Annotated in this window: 12 protein-coding genes; 2 read left to right on the plus strand and 10 right to left on the minus strand. The window is 45.4% G+C overall.

Features of this window, described 5'->3' with window-relative positions; translation table 11 throughout:
* Window positions 1-527: 527 nt before the first annotated feature.
* The 10 genes from GQF01_RS35665 to leuC all read right to left on the minus strand — a co-directional run bounded on the left by GQF01_RS35665 (window position 528) and on the right by leuC (window position 16599).
* Complete coding sequence (locus GQF01_RS35665) at window positions 528-2375, minus strand: ABC transporter ATP-binding protein (RefSeq protein ID WP_235960835.1); 1848 nt, start codon at window positions 2373-2375, stop codon at window positions 528-530.
* Window positions 2372-4207: an ABC transporter ATP-binding protein gene (locus GQF01_RS35670; protein ID WP_161412052.1), complete on the minus strand. Its 1836-nt coding sequence runs from the start codon at window positions 4205-4207 to the stop codon at window positions 2372-2374. The genes GQF01_RS35665 and GQF01_RS35670 overlap by 4 nt, the downstream gene beginning before the upstream one ends.
* 270 nt (window positions 4208-4477) lie before the next feature.
* On the minus strand, window positions 4478-8161 hold the full coding sequence (locus tag GQF01_RS35675; protein WP_161412053.1) for a dynamin family protein: 3684 nt from the start codon (window positions 8159-8161) through the stop codon (window positions 4478-4480).
* 93 nt (window positions 8162-8254) lie between these two features.
* Complete coding sequence (locus tag GQF01_RS35680; protein ID WP_127451514.1) at window positions 8255-8530, minus strand: NAD/NADP transhydrogenase alpha subunit; 276 nt, start codon at window positions 8528-8530, stop codon at window positions 8255-8257.
* Between the two features lie 25 nt (window positions 8531-8555).
* Window positions 8556-9227 carry an endonuclease III gene (gene nth, locus GQF01_RS35685; RefSeq protein ID WP_161412054.1) on the minus strand — a complete coding sequence of 224 codons (672 nt, stop codon included), beginning with the start codon at window positions 9225-9227 and terminating at the stop codon, window positions 8556-8558.
* A 195-nt stretch (window positions 9228-9422) separates the two neighbouring features.
* Complete coding sequence (locus GQF01_RS35690) at window positions 9423-12137, minus strand: S-layer homology domain-containing protein (RefSeq protein WP_202556838.1); 2715 nt, start codon at window positions 12135-12137, stop codon at window positions 9423-9425.
* Between the two features lie 29 nt (window positions 12138-12166).
* A complete protein-coding gene (locus tag GQF01_RS35695; protein WP_328803600.1) occupies window positions 12167-12718 on the minus strand; it encodes a GerMN domain-containing protein in 552 nt (183 codons plus the stop codon).
* Window positions 12719-12823: 105 nt separating this feature from the next.
* On the minus strand, window positions 12824-14275 hold the full coding sequence (locus GQF01_RS35700; protein ID WP_161412057.1) for an N-acetylmuramoyl-L-alanine amidase family protein: 1452 nt from the start codon (window positions 14273-14275) through the stop codon (window positions 12824-12826).
* A 269-nt stretch (window positions 14276-14544) separates the two neighbouring features.
* A complete protein-coding gene (leuD, locus tag GQF01_RS35705; RefSeq protein ID WP_161412058.1) occupies window positions 14545-15150 on the minus strand; it encodes a 3-isopropylmalate dehydratase small subunit in 606 nt (201 codons plus the stop codon).
* Between the two features lie 27 nt (window positions 15151-15177).
* Window positions 15178-16599, minus strand: a complete 1422-nt coding sequence (leuC, locus tag GQF01_RS35710; protein WP_161412059.1) for a 3-isopropylmalate dehydratase large subunit — start codon at window positions 16597-16599, stop codon at window positions 15178-15180.
* Between the two features lie 237 nt (window positions 16600-16836).
* On the opposite strand from leuC, the gene GQF01_RS35715 reads away from it, so the two are divergent.
* Both GQF01_RS35715 and GQF01_RS35720 read left to right on the plus strand, forming a co-directional pair.
* Window positions 16837-17871, plus strand: a complete 1035-nt coding sequence (locus GQF01_RS35715) for an ABC transporter substrate-binding protein (RefSeq protein WP_328803601.1) — start codon at window positions 16837-16839, stop codon at window positions 17869-17871.
* Window positions 17868-19931 carry an iron ABC transporter permease gene (locus tag GQF01_RS35720; protein ID WP_161412060.1) on the plus strand — a complete coding sequence of 688 codons (2064 nt, stop codon included), beginning with the start codon at window positions 17868-17870 and terminating at the stop codon, window positions 19929-19931. Before GQF01_RS35715 ends, GQF01_RS35720 begins: the two co-directional genes overlap by 4 nt.
* Window positions 19932-19996 lie beyond the last annotated feature (65 nt).

The raw sequence follows: 19996 nt of genomic DNA on the forward strand, positions 1-19996 counted from the left end.
TTATAAGTCCGTTAGCAGAAGATGTAGAGTAGCGGAAGGAGCTCAGTTTGTGGAATGTAGCATATCACCGGGTTCAGCTCTGCGGAATGTAACGTTTCACTGGGTTCAGCTCTGAGGAATGTAACGTGTTACTGAGTTCAGTTCTGAGGAATGTAGAGTACCGGAAGAAGCTCAGTTTGTGAAATATAGCGCATCACTGGGTTCAGCTCTTCGGAATGTAACGTATCACGGGGTTCAGTTCGGCGAAATGTAACGTATCACGCAAGGGATTCAGTATGTGGAATGAAACGTATCACGGGGTTCAGTTTGTGCAATGTGACATATCACGGGGTTCAGCGAATAGGTGCAGTCGTGCCCAATCTTACTTGTCATGGCGGTGTAGTGGTTACTTCTGGAAACTTCCACTCACCATACTGATCCTGTTCCTAGTACGAAAGTTTGGGCATGCACCTCCGCCGCTTTTAACCAAATAAAATAAACCTAGCGGTATGAAGATCACCGCCAGGTTATCGTTTTTAGAACATAAATTAAACAGCATCCTGCAAAAACTTATACTGCGCTTGAATTAAGCCGTAATAGATTTTTTGCTCTTTCATCAATTCATCATGATTGCCGATTTCCATCATGCGGCCATGATCCAGTACAACGATTTTGTCCGCTTTCCGAATCGTAGATAGCCTGTGCGCCACAATGAAGGAAGTTCTGCCTGCAAGGAGTGTTTTGAGAGCTTCCTGAATTTTCAGCTCCGTATCCGTATCAATGCTGGCTGTCGCTTCATCCAGAATGAGCACTCGCGGATTCGCAAGCAGTGCTCTCGCAAAGGAAATCAACTGACGTTGACCCATCGATAACACGTTACCGCGTTCCTGCACTTCTGTATCATAACCGCCAGGCAAGCTGACGATAAAATCATGCGCATGAACGGCTTTGGCCACCTGTTCAATCTCTTCATTCGTTGCATCTAGCCGACCAAAACGGATGTTATCTCGAATCGTCCCTGAGAATATGAACGTATCCTGTAGCACGACCCCGATTTGCGAACGCAAGCTTTGAATCGTAACATCGCGAATGTTTACGCCGTCAATCATAATACGACCTTCTGTAGGATCATAGAATCGGCAAAGCAAATTCATAATCGTACTTTTACCTGATCCCGTATGCCCAACTAAGGCAATAGATTGTCCTGCATGTACATCCAGATTAAAACCTTTCAATGCTGGACGTCCAGCCTCGTACTCGAATACGAGATTTTCAAACTTCACATTTCCTTGGATGTTGGCCAGGTCTTTCGCACCTTCAAGTTCAGCAACAGATGGCTTCTCATCAATAAACTCAAAAATACGCTCAGCAGAAGCCATTGCAATAAGCAATTGGGAATACATTTGGCCTAGGCGCGTAATCGGCTCCCAGAAATAACCTATGTAAGTTGCAAAGGCAACCAGCAAACCGACTGAAATTTCCTCCGTTTGGATTAAATAAGCTCCAAGCCAGAATAGAATGCAGTATCCGATAGCGCCAGTAATTTCGATGAGAGGACCGAACGTCTGATTGAGCATGGAAGCACGATTCCATGACTGACGGTTGGTCATATTCATTTTAGTGAAAAACTGAATATTTTCTTTTTCCTGCGAATAAGCTTGGGTGACCTTAATCCCTTGAATACACTCATTCAAATGGGCATTAAGCCGCGATTGCTTCATCGTTACATCTTGCCAAGCATGGCGAATTTTTTTGCGCAGCTTGGTAGAGATAATAAACATGATGGGAACCGTCACAATAATGGCTGCCCCTAATTTAAAATTAAAGGTCAGCAAAATAATAATGATCCCAACCAGCTGCACGACGTCAATCAACAAGTTGACGACCCCGTTCGTAAACAAATCTTGCAGCGAGTTCACATAGTTCGTTACACGAACAAGAACAGATCCTGCAGGACGTGTATCGAAGAATCGGAAAGAAAGCTTCTGAATATGGCTGAACAGATCGTGCCGCAAATCGTAAATAACACGTTGTCCTGTCATATTCGTGTACTTAATGCGGAACGTATTTGCCAGCCATTGAATGATATATACGCCTAGCATGATACCAACAATGATTAACAGCAAGTTTGAATTTTTAGGTATAATTGCTTTATCAATCGCTTCTCTGATCAATAAGGGTACCGTCAGTTTGGTAATGGCACCAACTAACATCATAATGATGATAATCGGGAGCATTTGTTTCTTATACGGCTTCATATAACTAAATAAACGTTTCAATTGCCCCCAGTCGAAGGGCTTATCGATCAACTCATCGTCTTGGTAGACAAATCGCTGCCCGACTTGCGAGTCTTCGTTCTTCGCCGTTTCCTCGGCTTGATTCGGTTTCGTACTCAATGTGCTAACCTTCTTTCTTGCAAAGAGGAATGGTTTCGCGTTTTCGCATCTAATTCTGGATCTTTGGCTGCAGCCACTTGATCATCTTGGTCCGCTTTCTTAGGTTGATCAGCGTACTGAATATCGTAAGTTTGACGGTAAAGGCCGTCCTGATGCAGAAGCTCATGATGTTTGCCTCTTTGAACGATTCTTCCTTTATCGAGCACAATAATTTCATCCGCATGCTTCAAGGAAGATATCCGATGGGCAATAATGAATGTCGTTCTTCCTTGCATGACCTCACTAAAGCCTGCTTGAATCTCGTGTTCTGTTTCCATATCAACAGCGCTAGTTGCATCATCAAGCACGAGAATTTTGGGATCCTTGATCAGTGCTCGAGCAATGGCAATACGCTGCTTCTGACCACCTGATAAACCTAATCCGCGCTCACCGACAACAGTGTCATAGCCCTCTGGCAGCTCAGAAATGAAATCGTGTGCTTTCGCCAGTTTCGCTGCTCGAATAATTTCGTCCATCGTGACATCTTTGCGTCCATATGCGATATTGTTAAGGATCGTGGACGAGAACAAAAACGTTTCCTGGAAAACAGTCGCAATCTGATTACGATAGCTTTCAAGCTCAAGCGAGCGAATATCTTTTCCATCCAGCATCACACGGCCGTCTTTCACGTTATACGCTCTCATCAGCAGTGAAATTACCGTTGTTTTACCTGAACCCGTGCTGCCAAGCAGCCCGATTACGGAGCCTGGTTTAGCATCCAAGCTGAAGTCATATAAAGCCGGCTGCTTTTCTGGATAAGCAAAAGTAACATTGTCGAATCGTATATTTCCTTGCACTTCACTGCTTTTTACGATGGTTGCATCTGCTTGATCTTTCACATGTAAATATTGATGCAAAATATCGAGAATTTTCTCACCAGAAGCTTTCGTATTCGTAAAGTTATTGATATGGAAGCCAAGTCCCCACATCGGGCCGATGATGTACCAGATTAAGCTGAAGCAAGCCACCAGCTCACCAAGGGAAATCGTATTCTGGATAACCATGTAACCCCCGACGCCAAGCAGCATAACGACGCTCAGATTCGCCAGAATTTCCATGATCGGGAAGTACCTCGCCCAGATCCCGGAGCTTTCAATATTCATCGCCTTATAGTCCTCATTACGAGCCGAAAACTTATCCACCTCATGAGCTTCGCGCGCGAACGATTTGACGGTCCGAACACCAGTAATGTTTTCTTGTACCGCGGTTGTCATTGAGCTAAGCGATTGGCGCACCATCCGAAAAGCAGGATGAATTTTGCCTTCAAAACGAATTGCCGTAAACGCCAGAAATGGCATCGAAATCATCGTTAATAATGCTAATTTCCAATTGATCGAGAACATCATGCTCATGCCGAAGATCAGCATCAATAGCACGTTTAACAATTGAGCAAAGCCAAAGCCGATAAATTGCCTGATGGCTTCCAAATCAGCTGTCAATCTGGACATCAAGTCCCCTGTTCTTGCTTGATCGTAGTATTGAAAGGACAAATACTGCAGCTTGTTGTAGAGCGCATTCCGCAAATGGTACGCTACTCGGTTGCCCAATCGGCCTCCGCACAAGCCATGCAGGAATTGAAGCAATCCCTTAACCGATACGACAATCACAACAACAATCGCTAATCTTGGAACGAGTTCAAATTGCTTTTTTGCGATCACGTCATCGATCAAATACCGGAGTAAATTCGGATAAACGAGACCTAATGCAGTTGCTGAGGCTAAACATAGAATTGCTAGGAAAAACAGTTTTTTCTCTGGCCAAAAATAGGGCTTCAGTCGCCTGAATACATCCACTTTGGTGACCCCTCCTCAAGAAGGTGAATTTGGAAAAGCTAGGTAAGCGTTTTAATACTTAATGAATCTTAACACCATCCCCATATGCGGGCAATCAGAAGAATGCGTGATATATTCGCTTAAAAGCCCATAACTTCACAAAAACGTGCAGGAATCCCCCCTATTCTTTAAAATCATCCCGATAACCAACGATGTAAGCCTTTACATACACATGCGTGAAAAAGGGTTGGTCACGTTCAATTGAACATGGCCAACCCTTTTGTTTAAATGTTAAACAAACGACTTTAATTGATGCTGTTTGGATATTAGTTCGTTCAAATCAATCTTCATTTCAAGGGCATCGCGCATCCCTTCGGCGTGCTCACTGAGCTGCCCAAGGAGCTGATTTTTCTGTTTCATCAGCCAATTTTCCAGCTGATTCGCATAGGCCTCTTCGAGCTCAGAAGTTTGAAGCTCAATAAACTGAGCCACCGGTGTTGTCATCCGATTCTCCAGATCAGCTCTCAGTTTGCTTTTGCCATCACCCTCAAAAAATTGCTTCGGATTCTTGAAATGACTTTGCAGCAATTTAAGCGAAATCTCTGGTGCTTCCATTTTAGAGCTGATTTCAGGCGTAGTAAACGTGTTGGACTCGTAAGTACCGCTCTCGAAGCCATCCATCACTTGACGAAGCTGCTCTTCCCATCGTTTAACACGATTTCCGGATATCAGATTCATGCGATTCTCAACGCGCAGCGTCGTAGCAAGCACTTCCTGAGAAAGATCATAACCGATCATGCGCAGCAGCTCGCCCCAGGCCGACTGGAGCGCTTGTTTCGGATCTCTCGCTTCCTCACGGAATGTCGAGGGATTAAAGGCATAATTGTACAATTCGCCAAACCGGTACATCGTACGCTGTTTCACATAATACAGAAGTTCCTGAATCTCTTTCTTCAATTCTTTAAGCTCCGCTTCGAAAACCGTACGGTCAAGCAGTTCTGCGCACTCTCGCTCAGACTGTTCCAGCTTCACAAGCTGTTGCTTCCGCTGTTCTTCCCCTGTTTGGGCGCTCTCCAGCCACTGCTGCATCGTGGAAATTGCACGGTGAAGCTCTAAATTCGCTGCATGTATGGCTACATCACTAAGTTCATTGAATGTAAACTGTACAAATTCACCTTCAAACGGTCGGATACCTGATTGCGCCACAAGTGCTTCGTTACCGGTAATTTTCCCTTCAGCTGCTAAATAACTGGATATCGGGTAAATACGCGGATTCCGGATACCATGCTGTACGAGATTCGTTTCCACATGGGTCATCACACCTTGCAGTTCTTCGGGGCTTGCGGCAAGATCGGCGGCATTCACGATGAAGAACATTTTATCCATTTCAAAACTATCTTTGACACGTCCAAGCTGTAAAAGGAATTCACGGTCCGCCTGCGAGAACGCATGATTATAATAAGTCACGAAAAGGATAGCATCAGCATTTTTAATATAGTTAAAAGCAACGCCCGTATGGCGGGCATTAATGGAATCTGCACCAGGTGTATCAACGAAAATAATGCCTTGTTCCGTCAAGGGATTCGAATAATATAATTCTATAAATTCAACAAAACAAGACTTCGACTCGTCGGCAACGTAACTTGGGAACTCTTCTTTGGTGATTTTCAACTCCGTGCCCAAATGATTCTGTGCCAGCTCCCAGCCCTTCTCGACGGCCTTTAGGAAGGAATAATGCGGTTTTCCTTTCGCCGTTACATCTGCTGGCGAAAGAGCGCCTATTCGTTTCAATGAGGACGCCATATCGCTGGCTTGCACGCCTAAAATATCAAGTGAGTACAGAACGTCCTGCAGGATCGCGTCCGCTTTCTTCATCTTCACCTTGGCTGTGCCATGCGGCCAACCTTCTTGCGGCGGCATAATTTTATTAATTGCCGCCGTGGTTGGGTTCGGCGAGACCGGCAGCACTCTTTCACCAATCAAAGCATTGGCGAAAGAGGACTTGCCGGCGCTAAATGCGCCGAACAGCGCAATCGTGAACGTCCGCTGCCGCAGACGTTCCGATTTCTCGCGCATGGCGCGCGCGATCGACCGCATCGACGGCAATCCGTCGATGAGCTGGGAAGCCGCCAGCAAGTCGGCGGCTTTGCGCTCCATGCGCCTGCCGTGTTCACCCGAGGTGAACGCGGCTCCCGCTGACGCTGCCTCCACAGGGGCAGCGGTAGGCGCTGCGGCCGCGGATGCTGTCGCAGCGGCCTGCAAGATCTTATCCATGGAGGTGACATGCAGCCCCCCGCTCAGCGGGGCGGCTGCTTGCTCCTCCATGGGGGTGTACTGCTGCGCGTCCGGCAGTGCCGGCGCAGCGGGTCTTGCCCAGCTGGCCATGCGCAGCAGCTGGGCTGTCGCTGCCGCCTCGGCTTCCTCGAGGCGGCGCAGTTCACGGGCAGCGCTGAGGCGGCTGCCCAGCGCTTCTAGCTCAGCAGCAAGCGCAGCTGCGGCTGGCGCACTGTGCTCGCGGACGGCAGCCGCGAGCACATCAATCACCGCAAACGCCTTTTTGCGGTACTGCTGTTTAATATCGGACGCAACTTGCTTCATGAAGTTGAGCGTGTATTCGCCGCCGAATGTGGCCCCAGCATTGACTTGATCTGCAAGCCATTGCGACGTAACTTCCACACGCAAAGCTTCAATCTGACCCAAGAGATCCGTATCATGCTGCCCTTGATTTTGCGCAGCCTTCTTCAAAGCATCCCGCAGATGCCAATCCAGCTGCGCTTCCACTTGCTCTGATAAATCCGCTTGAAACGCTGTCAGCCGTTTCTCTGTCTCCAGAGCTGTCTGTGCAGCTCTGGAGAAGAATCCTACCTTGAACCCGGGCTTGCGGCTCTCTAAGTACGCATGAGCTTGATCGCGGGTCAAGGCTGGCGTGATGTTGGCATTCTCAATAATCGTGCCAACTTCCTTACGCAGCTGTGCCGTCAATGTTTCCGGCAATCCCTTCAAGGTCGTCAGCTCCTGCTGTTTGGCAGTCGCCTGCGCCTCGACCTTCTGTACATCGCCTTCCAGGCTGATTTGTTCCATAAGCTCAACCTTCTGGGGCTCATGCTGCTCAGCTAACCATTTGCCATGCTCGTCTGCAAGATAACGCGCAGAGGCGTCAATGCTGAAGCTGCGCAGTTCATCGCCGCGCTCAATTAAGCGGCTTAAGAGCCACTGCAGCTTCCCATACTCATTATGAGGGTGATTCGGCTCTTTCATTGTGACAAAGAGCAGGTCATCCGGCACGATTCCCCAGTTCAAAAAGGCTTGTTTCGTCCCCTCTTGATACTGCGAAAAAGGCAGCTCCCATTCTTTGTGCTTATCGATCATATTGACTATGAGATAGAGTGGTTTACCCCACTCCTTCATTTTCTTTGTAAATGCGAGATTCACTTCGGATTGCACATGATTGTAATCCATCACATAAAACACAACATCCGCCAAATGCAGCGCCGATTCCGTTGATTTATGATGGGCGTCATCCGTGGAATCAATCCCTGGTGTGTCCAGCAGTGCTGTATGTTCACCTAGAAAAGCAATGGGAAACGATATCTCCACCGTTTCAATGTCTGTACCGTTAACACAATAAGCTTCCAGCTCATCAAGTGGAATTGTATTCATTTTCCCTTGTAGACTTGTCTGTCGATGCGTTACATGAGCGCCAGGTGTCCCATTACGGATACTTACGATATTAGCACTCGTTGGTATCGGAGAGGATGGCAGCAGCGGATGCCCGCATAACTGGTTAATTAAGGTTGATTTCCCCGCTGAAAAATGTCCGCAGAAAGCAATATTCATTCTGCCTGAATCAATCTTCGCGAGAAGTTGCCCCAGCTTACTAGCGTTATCTAAATCCCCAGTTGTTTGCAGATTCAACTGCATTTTCTTAATCGCATCCGGCATGACCGAAATGCTTGTATCAATAGCTTGCGTCATTCGTCCGTTCCGCTCCTTATTAACCGGTCTTCTATCCAATCTTATATCTATGATGATACAGAAAAAAATCTCCCAGAGGGAGATTTAATTTTTTTAGGACATAACCACTTTTTCTTTTTCAGGCAAGAAAATTTCAAAAACATCACGATGCTGAAGAATCGTAATATCCGATTCTTTTACTTTCATCACAACAACCTCAGTTTTTGTTTTCATCTTGTCTATGTAATTCTGAGGAACTTCACCTGACTCACTGACTGTAATACCTTCAATGACTTTTTCCTCATTATCGGCTAATGGAGTATTAATCACTTGTTCAAAAATATCGGAGAATTGTTCAAAGCTATTGGTGTATACGGCGATGCATTTCATTTAAATCCCATCCTTTGTCTGCATATCATTTGTTTGTAATAGTTTTCCTAGTTGAGCTTGGTTTCATACGTTTCTTACCCTCGCGACAATGATCCAAAAGTGGACAAACCTCGCATTTCGGGTTTTGCGCTTTACAATGATATCGGCCAAAAAAGATCAGACGATGATGGGTTTGTGTCCACTCTTCTCGAGGAACCTTTTTCATCAGCTTCTTTTCAACCTCAAGCACCGAATCATCGATGCCTGCCAATCCTAATCGCTTGGACACGCGTTCTACATGAGTATCAACCGCAATAGCAGGCACTCCAAATGCGTTTGAGACAACGACGTTTGCCGTTTTTCGGCCTACACCAGGCAGCTCGACTAAATGTTCGTGCTTCTCTGGGATCTCACCATCAAACTTGTCCAGCAATAGCCGGCACAGTTTTTGAATATTGCTCGCTTTATTCCGAAATAATCCAATCCGTCTGATATCTTGTTCCAGCTCCTCTAAGGGAACGGCCAAGTAATCTTCGGGACGCTTATATTTCTGAAATAAATCCAATGTCACCTTATTTACGGTTTCATCGGTGCATTGAGCGGATAGCAAAACAGCAATCGTTAATTCAAATGGATTACTGTGACGCAGCTCGCAATGTGCATCCGGAAATAGTTCACCAATCGTATCCAAAATATGCCTTACTAACTTTTGCGTCATGACTTTGCTTCCTTAGGGTCGTAATATTCTCCAGTTTAGCGAATTGTGACGTTAGAATCAATGCTTGTTAGCGTCAAAATGCGAACATTTTCTAAAAAATTGCCATATTTATTTTTAAATGAATAAAAAAACCGCCTGCAGCAGGAAACAAGCTCCTACGATACAGACGGATTCGGCGTTTAATTTGTTCAAAATTTACTTTTCAATCTCAACGATTTTATTATCCAACACATAAATTGTGACTTGATCGCCAGACACAAAAGAAGCTGGACCCACAATATCTGTTCCTTTGTGATAATAAGCTCTTGGGAAAAGACTATAGGAGGTCTTATCTCCAGCTGCAGTTGCCTTCAAATACATTTGATTAACAACGGAGCTATAATTATCAACTTCTCGTTTAGAAGCAGCAGCAACTTGAATCATCAGCTTATCACTAGCGTCTTTCATTACTTGTACACGATCGCCTACTTTAATGGCAGAGAAACTGTAATCCGATCCACCATTCAGCTTAACGCCGAAATTGGTTCCCGCATTAATGACTTGACTTTTTCCGGTGAAATCTTGAATGGTCAATGAGGAGTTCGCTGGGTTTACACCCGTTACTTTCCCCCTGATTGGTGTCACGATCTCAGCTCTAATAACGGCTAAACCTTTGAAAGTAAGCTTAACATAATCGTCAAGAGCAATATCCGCAATCGTACCCGTGCTTTGGTCTGGTTTAATAATTGGAACATTGTCGAGAGACACCGCATATGACGTATTAGCTTCGTCGGTTACTGTAATCTGCTTCGCATTCGAATTGTTCAAAATTGTTTTGTACAAAGCGATTTTACTTGTCACGATTTTAGTTACAATGTTTTGATCATAGCTTAAAATCAAACTTACGCCATCTCCAACTTTCAAATCAGAAAGAGTGCTATTGGATTTGTTAGCAAGCTCAACCGTAGGAGCATACTGGAGTTTGAACGTCAAACTTTGACCGCTATCTGTTTTTAACGTAATATCGTTCGTTTGAAGGTTCAACTGGGTTAAAGTGCCGTCCAATTGGGAAGACATTTTAACTTGCGTAACGTTATTTTTGGAGACTAACAAGTCAACGTATTTGCCAGTTGTAAAAGTGGTACTAAAGCTTGCAAATGGAAGTGTTGTTCCCGCATAGGAAATAGAAACATTTTCAGTCATTTTATAAGCATGTGGATTACCAGAATTATCGGTTACCGTCAAAAGTTTGGATGTTGGATTGTAAGAGTCAATTTTCGCAAAGTATAAATTTTCAATTGAGCGATTTGTTACGGTAATTAAAGTAACTTTATTATTGAGAACATCCAGCTTAAGTTGATCACCTGGCGCAATATCATAAATGCTTGCTGTCGCTAGACCATTGATTTGTACTTGAACATTATCCGCTAATAAGTATGATGCCAAAGGTGTACCCGTCGTCTTCTCAATCGTTAGGTATGTTTTGTCATCACTCAAATCTTTGAGCGTACCTTCAATGCTAACGCCAACATCCGCTTGCTTTTTAACGGCAATCTTTACGACTTCGCTGTTCTTAACTGTGTATTCAATTGTATCCCCAACATGCAAGGAATTCAGATCTGCCAAGCTGTTATCCGTAGAAGTAATCACCAAAGCAGAAGAGTAACTGTAAGATTCAGGTTGGCCTGATTCCGTATCCAGCAGCGTAATTTGTGCGGAGTCTTTGTTCAGGTTTTGAATCGCTCCATTGGCTGTTTTATTAACCGGCACTTGTTTGACAATGATGGATGTGTATTTGTCCGTTTTGACAATTTTACTTTTACGCAACTGAATTGTACTACCGGTTACAATGTCTCCAAGACTGAGGCCGCGACCTTCCGTATCCGTTACGGCCACATCTGTCGCCAAATCATAACTTTCAAAATCATCCAAAGTAGCTTTCAGGGTGCTCATGTTTAATTTGAGCAATTTCCCCTCTTGGATGTCTAGTTGCAGCTCATCTTTCACGATTTCAACATAGTACGCAACGCCATTCACTTCAACAATCGAAACTTCATAAGTTTCTTGAAGTTCTTTCGGATCGATCGCCGTATCGTTTTTGTTACCATAGAAGACAGCGTTCGGTGAGAGTTTATATGTACTCGTGTTGCCATCTTTGTCCATAAGGCCAATCGTGCCGCTGGTGAGTGTGGTCAAATAGCCTTTCTTTGCGTGCGCTGGTAAAGACGTCAAATCTTTCTGCGAACGGCTTAAGAATGCCGCCATTTGAGCACGTGTTACCGCACCTTTAGGCTGGAACGTCCCGTCTTCGAAGCCATCAACAACTTTCAACGCCACCGCAGCATTAACATAGCCAAGCGATGTAGAACTGATGTTGTTATTATCGTTAAATGTCGTTTGTGTTTGGGATAAGCTTTGGGCGAAAGCACCTTTGCCAATCGCACGAATAACGATCTCTGCTACCCATTCTCTTGAAGCTTTGCGCTGTCCCCACTTCTCTTTGGACTTATCACTCGCGCTTCTCTCTTTCTCTTCTTCGTTCGTAATTAAACCTTTTTGAAGCGCTACAGCTACATAATTCCTCGCATAACTATCAACAAGCATGAAATCAGGAAAAACCGTTGTTGATGTCATGTCATTAACTTCATCCTGCAAGCCCATCATACGAACAGCCATAATCAGCACGTCTTGCTGGGAAACTGAATTTTCAGCGCGGTAGGCACCATCTTCATAGCCTTCGATGATTCCTTCCAATGCCAATTTCGAAATATGACGAATTCCCCAATAATCTGATTTTACATCTGGGAAAGATAATTTCACGTTGTTAGTGGAAGTTCCATTCGTGGAATCTGCGGCCAGAACTGGCGTTCCTGCTAAACTTGTTACAATTAAAGAACTTAAGATTGCGCTTGCTAACTTCTTGTTTCTCATCACTCGTTTTAACTCCTCTGCTCTTCCATTTAATTAGGTCGTTTGATTGGGTAGGGAAGCTCCAGATGCCCCATTAAGCTGTCCACTTGTTTGCCATCCTTCAGGATGTACAAAGCTTTTACTTCAGGAAATTGAAAAACCGTTTTCTTTAGTGCATTCAAAAACATTTCTTCCCCAGGGGCGCCCAATTGCGTTTTGGGTCCAAAAGTGAGATCCACTTTCAGTTCCCCTTTGGTTTTATCAAAAGTTGAACTTGCAAACTTCAAATCATCAAATAAAGGAATGGCTTTAGGATCATCACTTTTCTTAAGTGCGTTCAGGGCTGCCCCATATACATCTGAGTCCTTCTTGTAAGAAATCGTAACTTCTTTCTCTACAAGCTTCGTTTCGTCTTGATCGCTATAATAAGCTTTAATCTTTTTTTGCAAGACAGGTTCTGGTGTTGGAGTCGCCGCAACCGTTGGTGCAGGACTTTGAACCGAAGATGTCGAGATTGGGGCTGTAGATGTCTGTGCTGCATTACCGCTTACCAATTGGTTTTTTTGACCACATGCCGTTACAGACAATGTTATAGCACTCACAAGGAGTGCCCCCTGTATGAATCGTTTTGTTTGAGTCATTTCACTCACTCCTTCGCGTTTTGCTTAGCAAAACTAGCATCGTAGCATAAATAGAGCTCTCACCTCTTACTTGAGGTTCAAATATTCTTTGATAGCAGTAACGAGAGCAGCGGCTAGCTTGTCCTGGAACGCATCCTTATACATCGCAGTTTCATCGTTCTTATTAGACAAGTACCCTACTTCCAGCAGAACAGCCGGCATGGTCGTTTTCGTGATGACTCTAAAATCAGCTTCGCGTACTTTGCGATCAGGAAACCCTATAGCAGGGACCGCATATTTGTGAATGACATTCGCAAAAGCTGCGCTTTCCGGTCTGTTGTAGTACGTTTCTGTGCCGGATACCGAAGCCTTAGCACTATTCCCGTGAATAGACAAGAATAGGTCCGATTGAATGTTATTAGCAAAAGATACCCGATCATCCAGCGGGATGAACGTATCATCAGAACGAGTCATCAAAACATTAAGACGCTTGTCCTGAAGGAGAAGCTGCTCTACTTTCTTCGCCATAGACAGTGTGAAATCCTTCTCATGTCTGCCAGTTATGGATAATGCGCCAGGATCATTGTCGCCGTGGCCAGCATCAATAACAACAGTCAACTGATGTTCAGCAATTGTTGCTTTCCATTGGTTAGGCAGCTTGGAAGACTGAGCCTTAATATCAGCGGTGCTTTTCAAATCCAAAATAATTCTTACAGTAGCTGGGTTATCGTTAAAATTGGAAAAGCGAACTTTCTCAACGAGCGGATTCTTGGAGCTGAGTTCTCCCGCATTTTTGACAAGCAGTTTCTTCAAAGGCTCATCAAGAACTGTGTTAGGGAAATCTAATACAATCCGATTCGGATTGGCTAATTTCATCGTCGTCGGTACAAGCGAGCCGTCTTTGGCCGTTACCGTTAAGTCCTTATCGGTCAACACGATCGATTGCACCAGATGAACATTTGGATCTGGAATGTTGTTCCCAGTTCCAGTACCTGTGCCTGTACCAGTGCCATCCCCTGGTTTGACTGGATTTGTTGGTGTTGTTGGCGGCGTTGTGGTTGGCGGTTTCGTTGGCGTATTGTCATCAACGACATCAACCGGACCTGTTACCGGTTTGGAATCGCTCTCGTCTTTTTTGAACATATGAACGGAAGAAGTGGATGCGTCCCATGTAAATTCAATACCCATTTGCTGGCCAATGAAACGTAGCGGCAGCATGGTATTGCCTTTATCAATGATCGGAGCAACCTCCATGACTTCCTTTTTGCCCTTAATCAGCGCCGTTTTGCTATTGATCACCAATTGAATATTCACATCGTCTTTGACAATTGTTACTTTTTTCGAGGCTTCATCCCAAGTTACCTTAGCGCCAATTTCTTCAACAATAATCCGCACGGGCACTATTGTATTTCCACTAATGATACGTGGTTCAACTTCACTCGAAACTAATCTTTTTTCATTCAAAAAGAGCTTTATCGCCTTAGGAGCCTCTGCCCCCAAGGCAGTAGTAGGCAGCAGCAGCACAGAAACCAGCAGCATGAAACAAAATGCAGGAAATTTCATCATTCACCTCTATATATTGTCGGAATTATAGTCGAAATCACAAAAATGAGACCTCTGTCTCTCAAAACCTAGCAGCAATTATCCTTTATCTCATATTAGTCACTTAGCCCGACAGCAAAACCCCCGTCCGTTCGACAATCTAGTAATCTATTAGACGTAAGAAACTACCAAAAGTTGCATAATAAATTAACAAAAAAAAGACGCATCCTATGGAGTCCCCATAGAGATGCGTCTTCGACCCGAACTTATTTATAAGCCAAACGCTTTGCGTGAGCTTGCTCGTAAGCCGTAATTTTGTCTTCATGCTGGAGTGTTAAGCCGATATCGTCCAAACCTTGCAGCAAAAACTGACGACGGTGCTCGTCAATGTTAAAGCTAATTTCCAGGCCATAATCATCTGTCAGTTTGTTGCTCTCAAGGTCAACATTTAGTTTGTACCCTTCATGCTGCGCTGTGCGAGCAAATAAATCATCCACTTGTTCTTCCGAAAGTTTAATTGGCAGAATGCTGTTTTTGAAGCAGTTGTTATAGAAAATATCCGCATAAGAAGGAGCGATGATGACGCGGAAGCCAAAATCTTGAATCGCCCATGGTGCATGCTCACGAGAAGATCCGCAGCCGAAGTTCGCTCTGGAAAGCAAGACAGAAGCTCCTTGGTAGCGATCCTGATTCAGTGGGAAGCTCTCGATCACGTTACCCGCTTCATCCCATCTCCACTCGAAGAATAGGAATTGACCGAAACCGGAGCGCTCAATTCTTTTAAGAAATTGCTTAGGAATAATTGCATCTGTATCTACATTGACACGATCCACAGGACCTACTAGGCCTGTATGTTGTTTGAAAGCTTCCATGTTTTCATTCTCCTTAATCAGCCAAAATTAAGCTTGTTGGTATTCTTTAATTTCCCAATCACGAACATCGTAGAAATGACCTTTGACCGCTGCAGCAACAGCCATCGCTGGGGAAACGAGATGCGTACGTCCACCGCGGCCTTGACGGCCTTCGAAGTTACGGTTGGAAGTCGACGCACAACGTTGACCTGGTTGCAGAACGTCTGGGTTCATCGCCAAACACATACTGCAGCCAGCATCGCGCCATTCGAAGCCTGCGGCTGTAAAGATTTTGTCCAAACCTTCTTTTTCAGCTTGAATTTTAACGCGGCCTGACCCTGGTACTACGATTGCAGTAACGGTTGGATCAACGGAGTATCCTTGCGCAATTTTGGCAGCTGCACGAAGATCTTCAATACGTCCATTCGTACAAGAACCGATGAAAACATAGTCAACTTTCAGCTCTGTCATTGGTGTTCCTGGTGTTAAATCCATATATTCAAGCGCTTTTTCAGCTGCTTTACGTTCATTTTCGGTTTCAAAGCTTTGTGGATCTGGCACAAGAGCAGTAACGCTTGTCCCCATACCCGGGCTAGTTCCCCAAGTTACTTGCGGAATCAAGGAATCAGCGTCAAATTCAACTACCCAATCATACTCCGCGCCTTCGTCCGTTACATACTGGGACCATTCAGCAACTGCTGCGTCGAAATCAGCGCCTTGAGGCACATATTCACGACCACGCAGGTAGTTGAAAGTTGTCGCGTCAGGAGCAATTAGTCCTGCTCTAGCTCCGCCTTCGATGGACATGTTACAAACTGTCATACGCTCTTCCATGGAAAGACCACGAATAGCTTCGCCTGTATACTCGATAACGTAACCAGTTGCAAAATCCGTACCATATTTCGCAATTACACCAAGGATCAAATCCTTCGCTGTCACACCCGGTTTCAAATTGCCCGTAATGCGAACTTCTAGTGTTTTGGCTTTGGATTGTTGCAGCGTTTGCGTTGCAAGAACGTGCTCAACTTCACTTGTACCAATACCGAAGGCAAGCGCCCCGAAAGCACCGTGTGTCGATGTGTGGCTATCGCCGCAAACGATTGTTTTACCTGGATGTGTTAGACCCAGTTCAGGCCCCATAACGTGTACGACACCTTGGTCGATGCTGTCAAGATCGAATAGTGTTACGCCGAAATCACGGCAGTTTTGCGAAAGTGTATCAATTTGTTGTTTGGAAATAGGATCCGTAATATTGAAACGGTCCTTCGTCGGAACGTTATGATCCATTGTTGCGTACGTCAAATCTGGTCTGCGAACTTTACGACCTGATAAGCGAAGCCCTTCAAATGCTTGTGGTGATGTTACTTCATGCACCAACTGCAAGTCGATATAAATAACGCTTGGTTTGCCTTCTTCCTGGTTAATTACGTGATTATCCCAGATTTTCTCGAACATCGTCTTTTTACTCATATCCAGTCACCTCTTGTCATTATCCGCTCAATTTGTTAATGTCTTACCCTCATAACGTAGTTTAGCACGATTACCGTCATTGCTCCAAGATATAATAACTATAAGCTTGATAGATTAATCCTATAATTTAATTTACCGTTGACTTTATTATTGATAATGATTATCATTCTCTTGGCGGGGTTGAAATGGCCATCAATCCTTTCCAATTTATAGATACATACTCAGGAGGGTTTATTTGTGCGTAAATTTGTAAAACCATTAACTGTTACAGCTTCACTCATCATGCTTTTCCTTACTGCTGCTTGCGGGAATTCCGCCAGCACGTCGTCTAGTTTGGCACCTTCACCAAGTGCGGCTGCTTCAGCGAAGCCTACAACGGCTCCTACCGCTGCTGCCGACACGGTCAAAACCATTACACATGACCTTGGGACGACTGAAATCAAAGGTACTCCTAAACGAATCGTTACCTTAGAGTGGACATATGCGGAAGACTTGCTCGCCGTTGGAATTCAACCTGTCGGGTCTGCTGATAAAAAGGGATATCAAAATTGGGTGAATGTTACTCCTGCTTTGGACGCTTCTGTTGTTGATGTAGGAACTCGACAAGAACCAAACCTCGAAACGATTACAGGACTCAAACCAGATTTGATTATTACTAGCACTTTGCGTTCAAGCAAAAATTATGAAGCACTCAAAAAAATCGCACCTACGATCGTATTTAACTCCTACCCTGCTGATGGGAAAGGCGATCAATATGCAGAGATGGAAAACACTTTCAAAACCATTGCTGATCTTGTAGGTAAAAAAGCGGAAGGCGACAAAGTGCTTGCCGATCTTCAAAAATCATACGCCGATACAAAAGCAAAACTTGCTGCTGCTAAAAAAGAAGGCGCTGAAATCGCATTGACACAAGCTTTCAGCAATCAAAATAACGCTGATCTTCGTATGTTCGTAGACAACTCTATGGCTGTACAAATTCTTCAGCGTATTGGCTTGAAGAACGTATTTAAAGCCAACAAATTTGAAATGTACGGCTATTCGACAGCTTCAGTAGAAGCATTGCCTGCCGTGCAAAACGCCAACTTTATTTACATCGTTCAAGACAATGATAATGTGTTCGAGAAGCAGCTCAAAGATAATGCGGTATGGAAAGGTCTTTCTTTTGTAAAAGAGAACAAAACCTACAAGCTGCCTGGTAACACTTGGCCTTTCGGCGGTCCCTTGTCCGCAAAAGTATTCGCCGAGTTGACAGCTAACGCCTTAACAAAATGAGTCAAATTCAAGTAAAAGAAAATACCATTTTACATCGGCAATCGACCTGGAAAGCTCTTCTCGTTTTTGGAGGAGGCTTTCTAGCTCTGCTTCTGGTCCTCTTCCTGAACATCACGCAGGGTGAAGCCAACATTACCGTTCATACCATCGTGAGCGCATTGCTGAATCCACAAGATACCCCCGACCATCATATGGTTCGGGGGCTTCGCTTGCCGCGGGCCGTCATCGGCCTACTGGCCGGAGCTTCGCTCGCTGTTGCTGGAGCTTTGCTTCAAACGGTTACACGCAATCCACTTGCCTCAGCTTCTACACTGGGCTTAAATGCAGGTGCTTATTTTATTATCGTATTAGCAGCGGTGTACTTCCCTAGTCTAAAATCGGATCATTCCTTGCTGTTAGCACTCATTGGCGCATGCGGCGCGGCCGCCATGGCCTACTTGATGTCAGGCGGACGCAAAAGCACTCCGCTGCGCATGGCTTTGGCCGGCATGATCGTTTCGCTAGTCCTTTCTGCCTTCACTAGTGGACTGCAGATTATGTATGAGAATGAGACCAACGGTCTATTCATGTGGGGCTCAGGCGCTTTAGGACAGAATGATTGGCTCGGCGTGCGCTACGCTCTTCCTTGGGTTTCGATTGGGTTAGTCGCTGCCCTTTTGTTCAGTCAGAAGCTGGATATGCTAGAGCTGAGTGAGGATACAGCCGTTTCCTTAGGGGAAAATGTGAATTTGATCCGTTTCATGGCGCTTGCTGCTGCCATTCTGCTAGCCGGGGTAACGGTCAGTGTTGTTGGTCCTATTGGTTTTGTCGGACTCATTGCCCCTCATCTGATCAGATTGATTGGACTTAGACGACATAGGTTCTTAATTCCAGGCAGCGCAATATGGGGAGCGGTCGTGCTGATTTCAGCGGATACAATTGCCAAAATGTTTCGCAGTACGCTAGGCGAGTTGCCTGCCGGGTCCGTCACTGCCGTTCTTGGGGCTCCATGGCTGATATGGCTTGCTGTTCGAGGCTCGAAGATGCAATCATCATCGGATAGCGGCTCAACAATGGGTGTCGGCTATATCGGCAGCAAAATTCCGTATCCCTTGCTTATTCTGATTTCTTCTGCTTCTCTGCTTGTACTTATTCTGACTGGTTTATCTGCCGGTGCTTTAAAAATTCCATTATCCGAAGTCCTTGCCGTTCTGTCCGGTGGCGGTCCCGAGATGTCCAGCAATGTCATCCTTAACTTACGCTTGCCTCGCGTGCTAGTGGCCGCACTTGCTGGAGCTTCCCTTGCGATTGCCGGCTCCATGATGCAAGGCGCCGTTCGCAATCCGCTCGCCGACCCCTCCGTTGTCGGTGTGACGACAGGAGCTGGTATGGGAGCGCTTCTCGTGCTCACCATTTGGCCAACAGCTTCGGGCATGTGGGTGCCGATCGGCGCAATGGTCGGCGCACTTCTCTCTGCCGGCAGTGTGTATATGCTAGCATGGAAAAAAGGGCTGAACCCCGTCGTCCTCATCCTTGTCGGCATCGCCATCTCTGCGCTTGGATCAGCTGTCATCCAATTCTTAATCATTAAATCCAAGCTTGGTGCTGCTCCAGCACTCACCTGGTTGGCCGGAAGCACGTATGCCAGAGGGTGGTTGGAATTCTCCCAATTGAGCGTGGCGATGGTTATTCTTTTGCCAATCGCTTGGCTGCTTGGCCGCCGTGTGGATTTGCTTGCGTTTGGAGATCTGGTCTCACTCGGTTTGGGCCTCAAGCTGCAGAAAACCCGCCTGATCGCTGCAAGCATCGGAGTCTTGATCGCTGCAATAGCGGTAGCTTGCGTAGGCACCATCTCCTTCATCGGTCTGCTCGCTCCTCATGCCGTTCGGATCTTCATGGGACAACGTCACCAGAAATCGGTTGTATTATCAGCTTTAATCGGCGCCATATTGCTTGTCATCGCTGATATAATTGGCAAAGTAATCGCCATTCCCAAAGAGATCCCATCTGGCATCGTGGTTGCTGTCATCGGTGCTCCGTATTTACTGTTTCTGATGTACCGGAGTACAGTGAAGAAATAATGATTTACATTCATTCGAGTAAAATGGCTGTCCACATGTAGATTTATTCTATGTGTGTGACGGCC

This window comes from Paenibacillus silvestris (genome assembly GCF_009882985.1).
Taxonomy (GTDB): Bacteria; Bacillota; Bacilli; order Paenibacillales; family NBRC-103111; genus Paenibacillus_E; species Paenibacillus_E silvestris.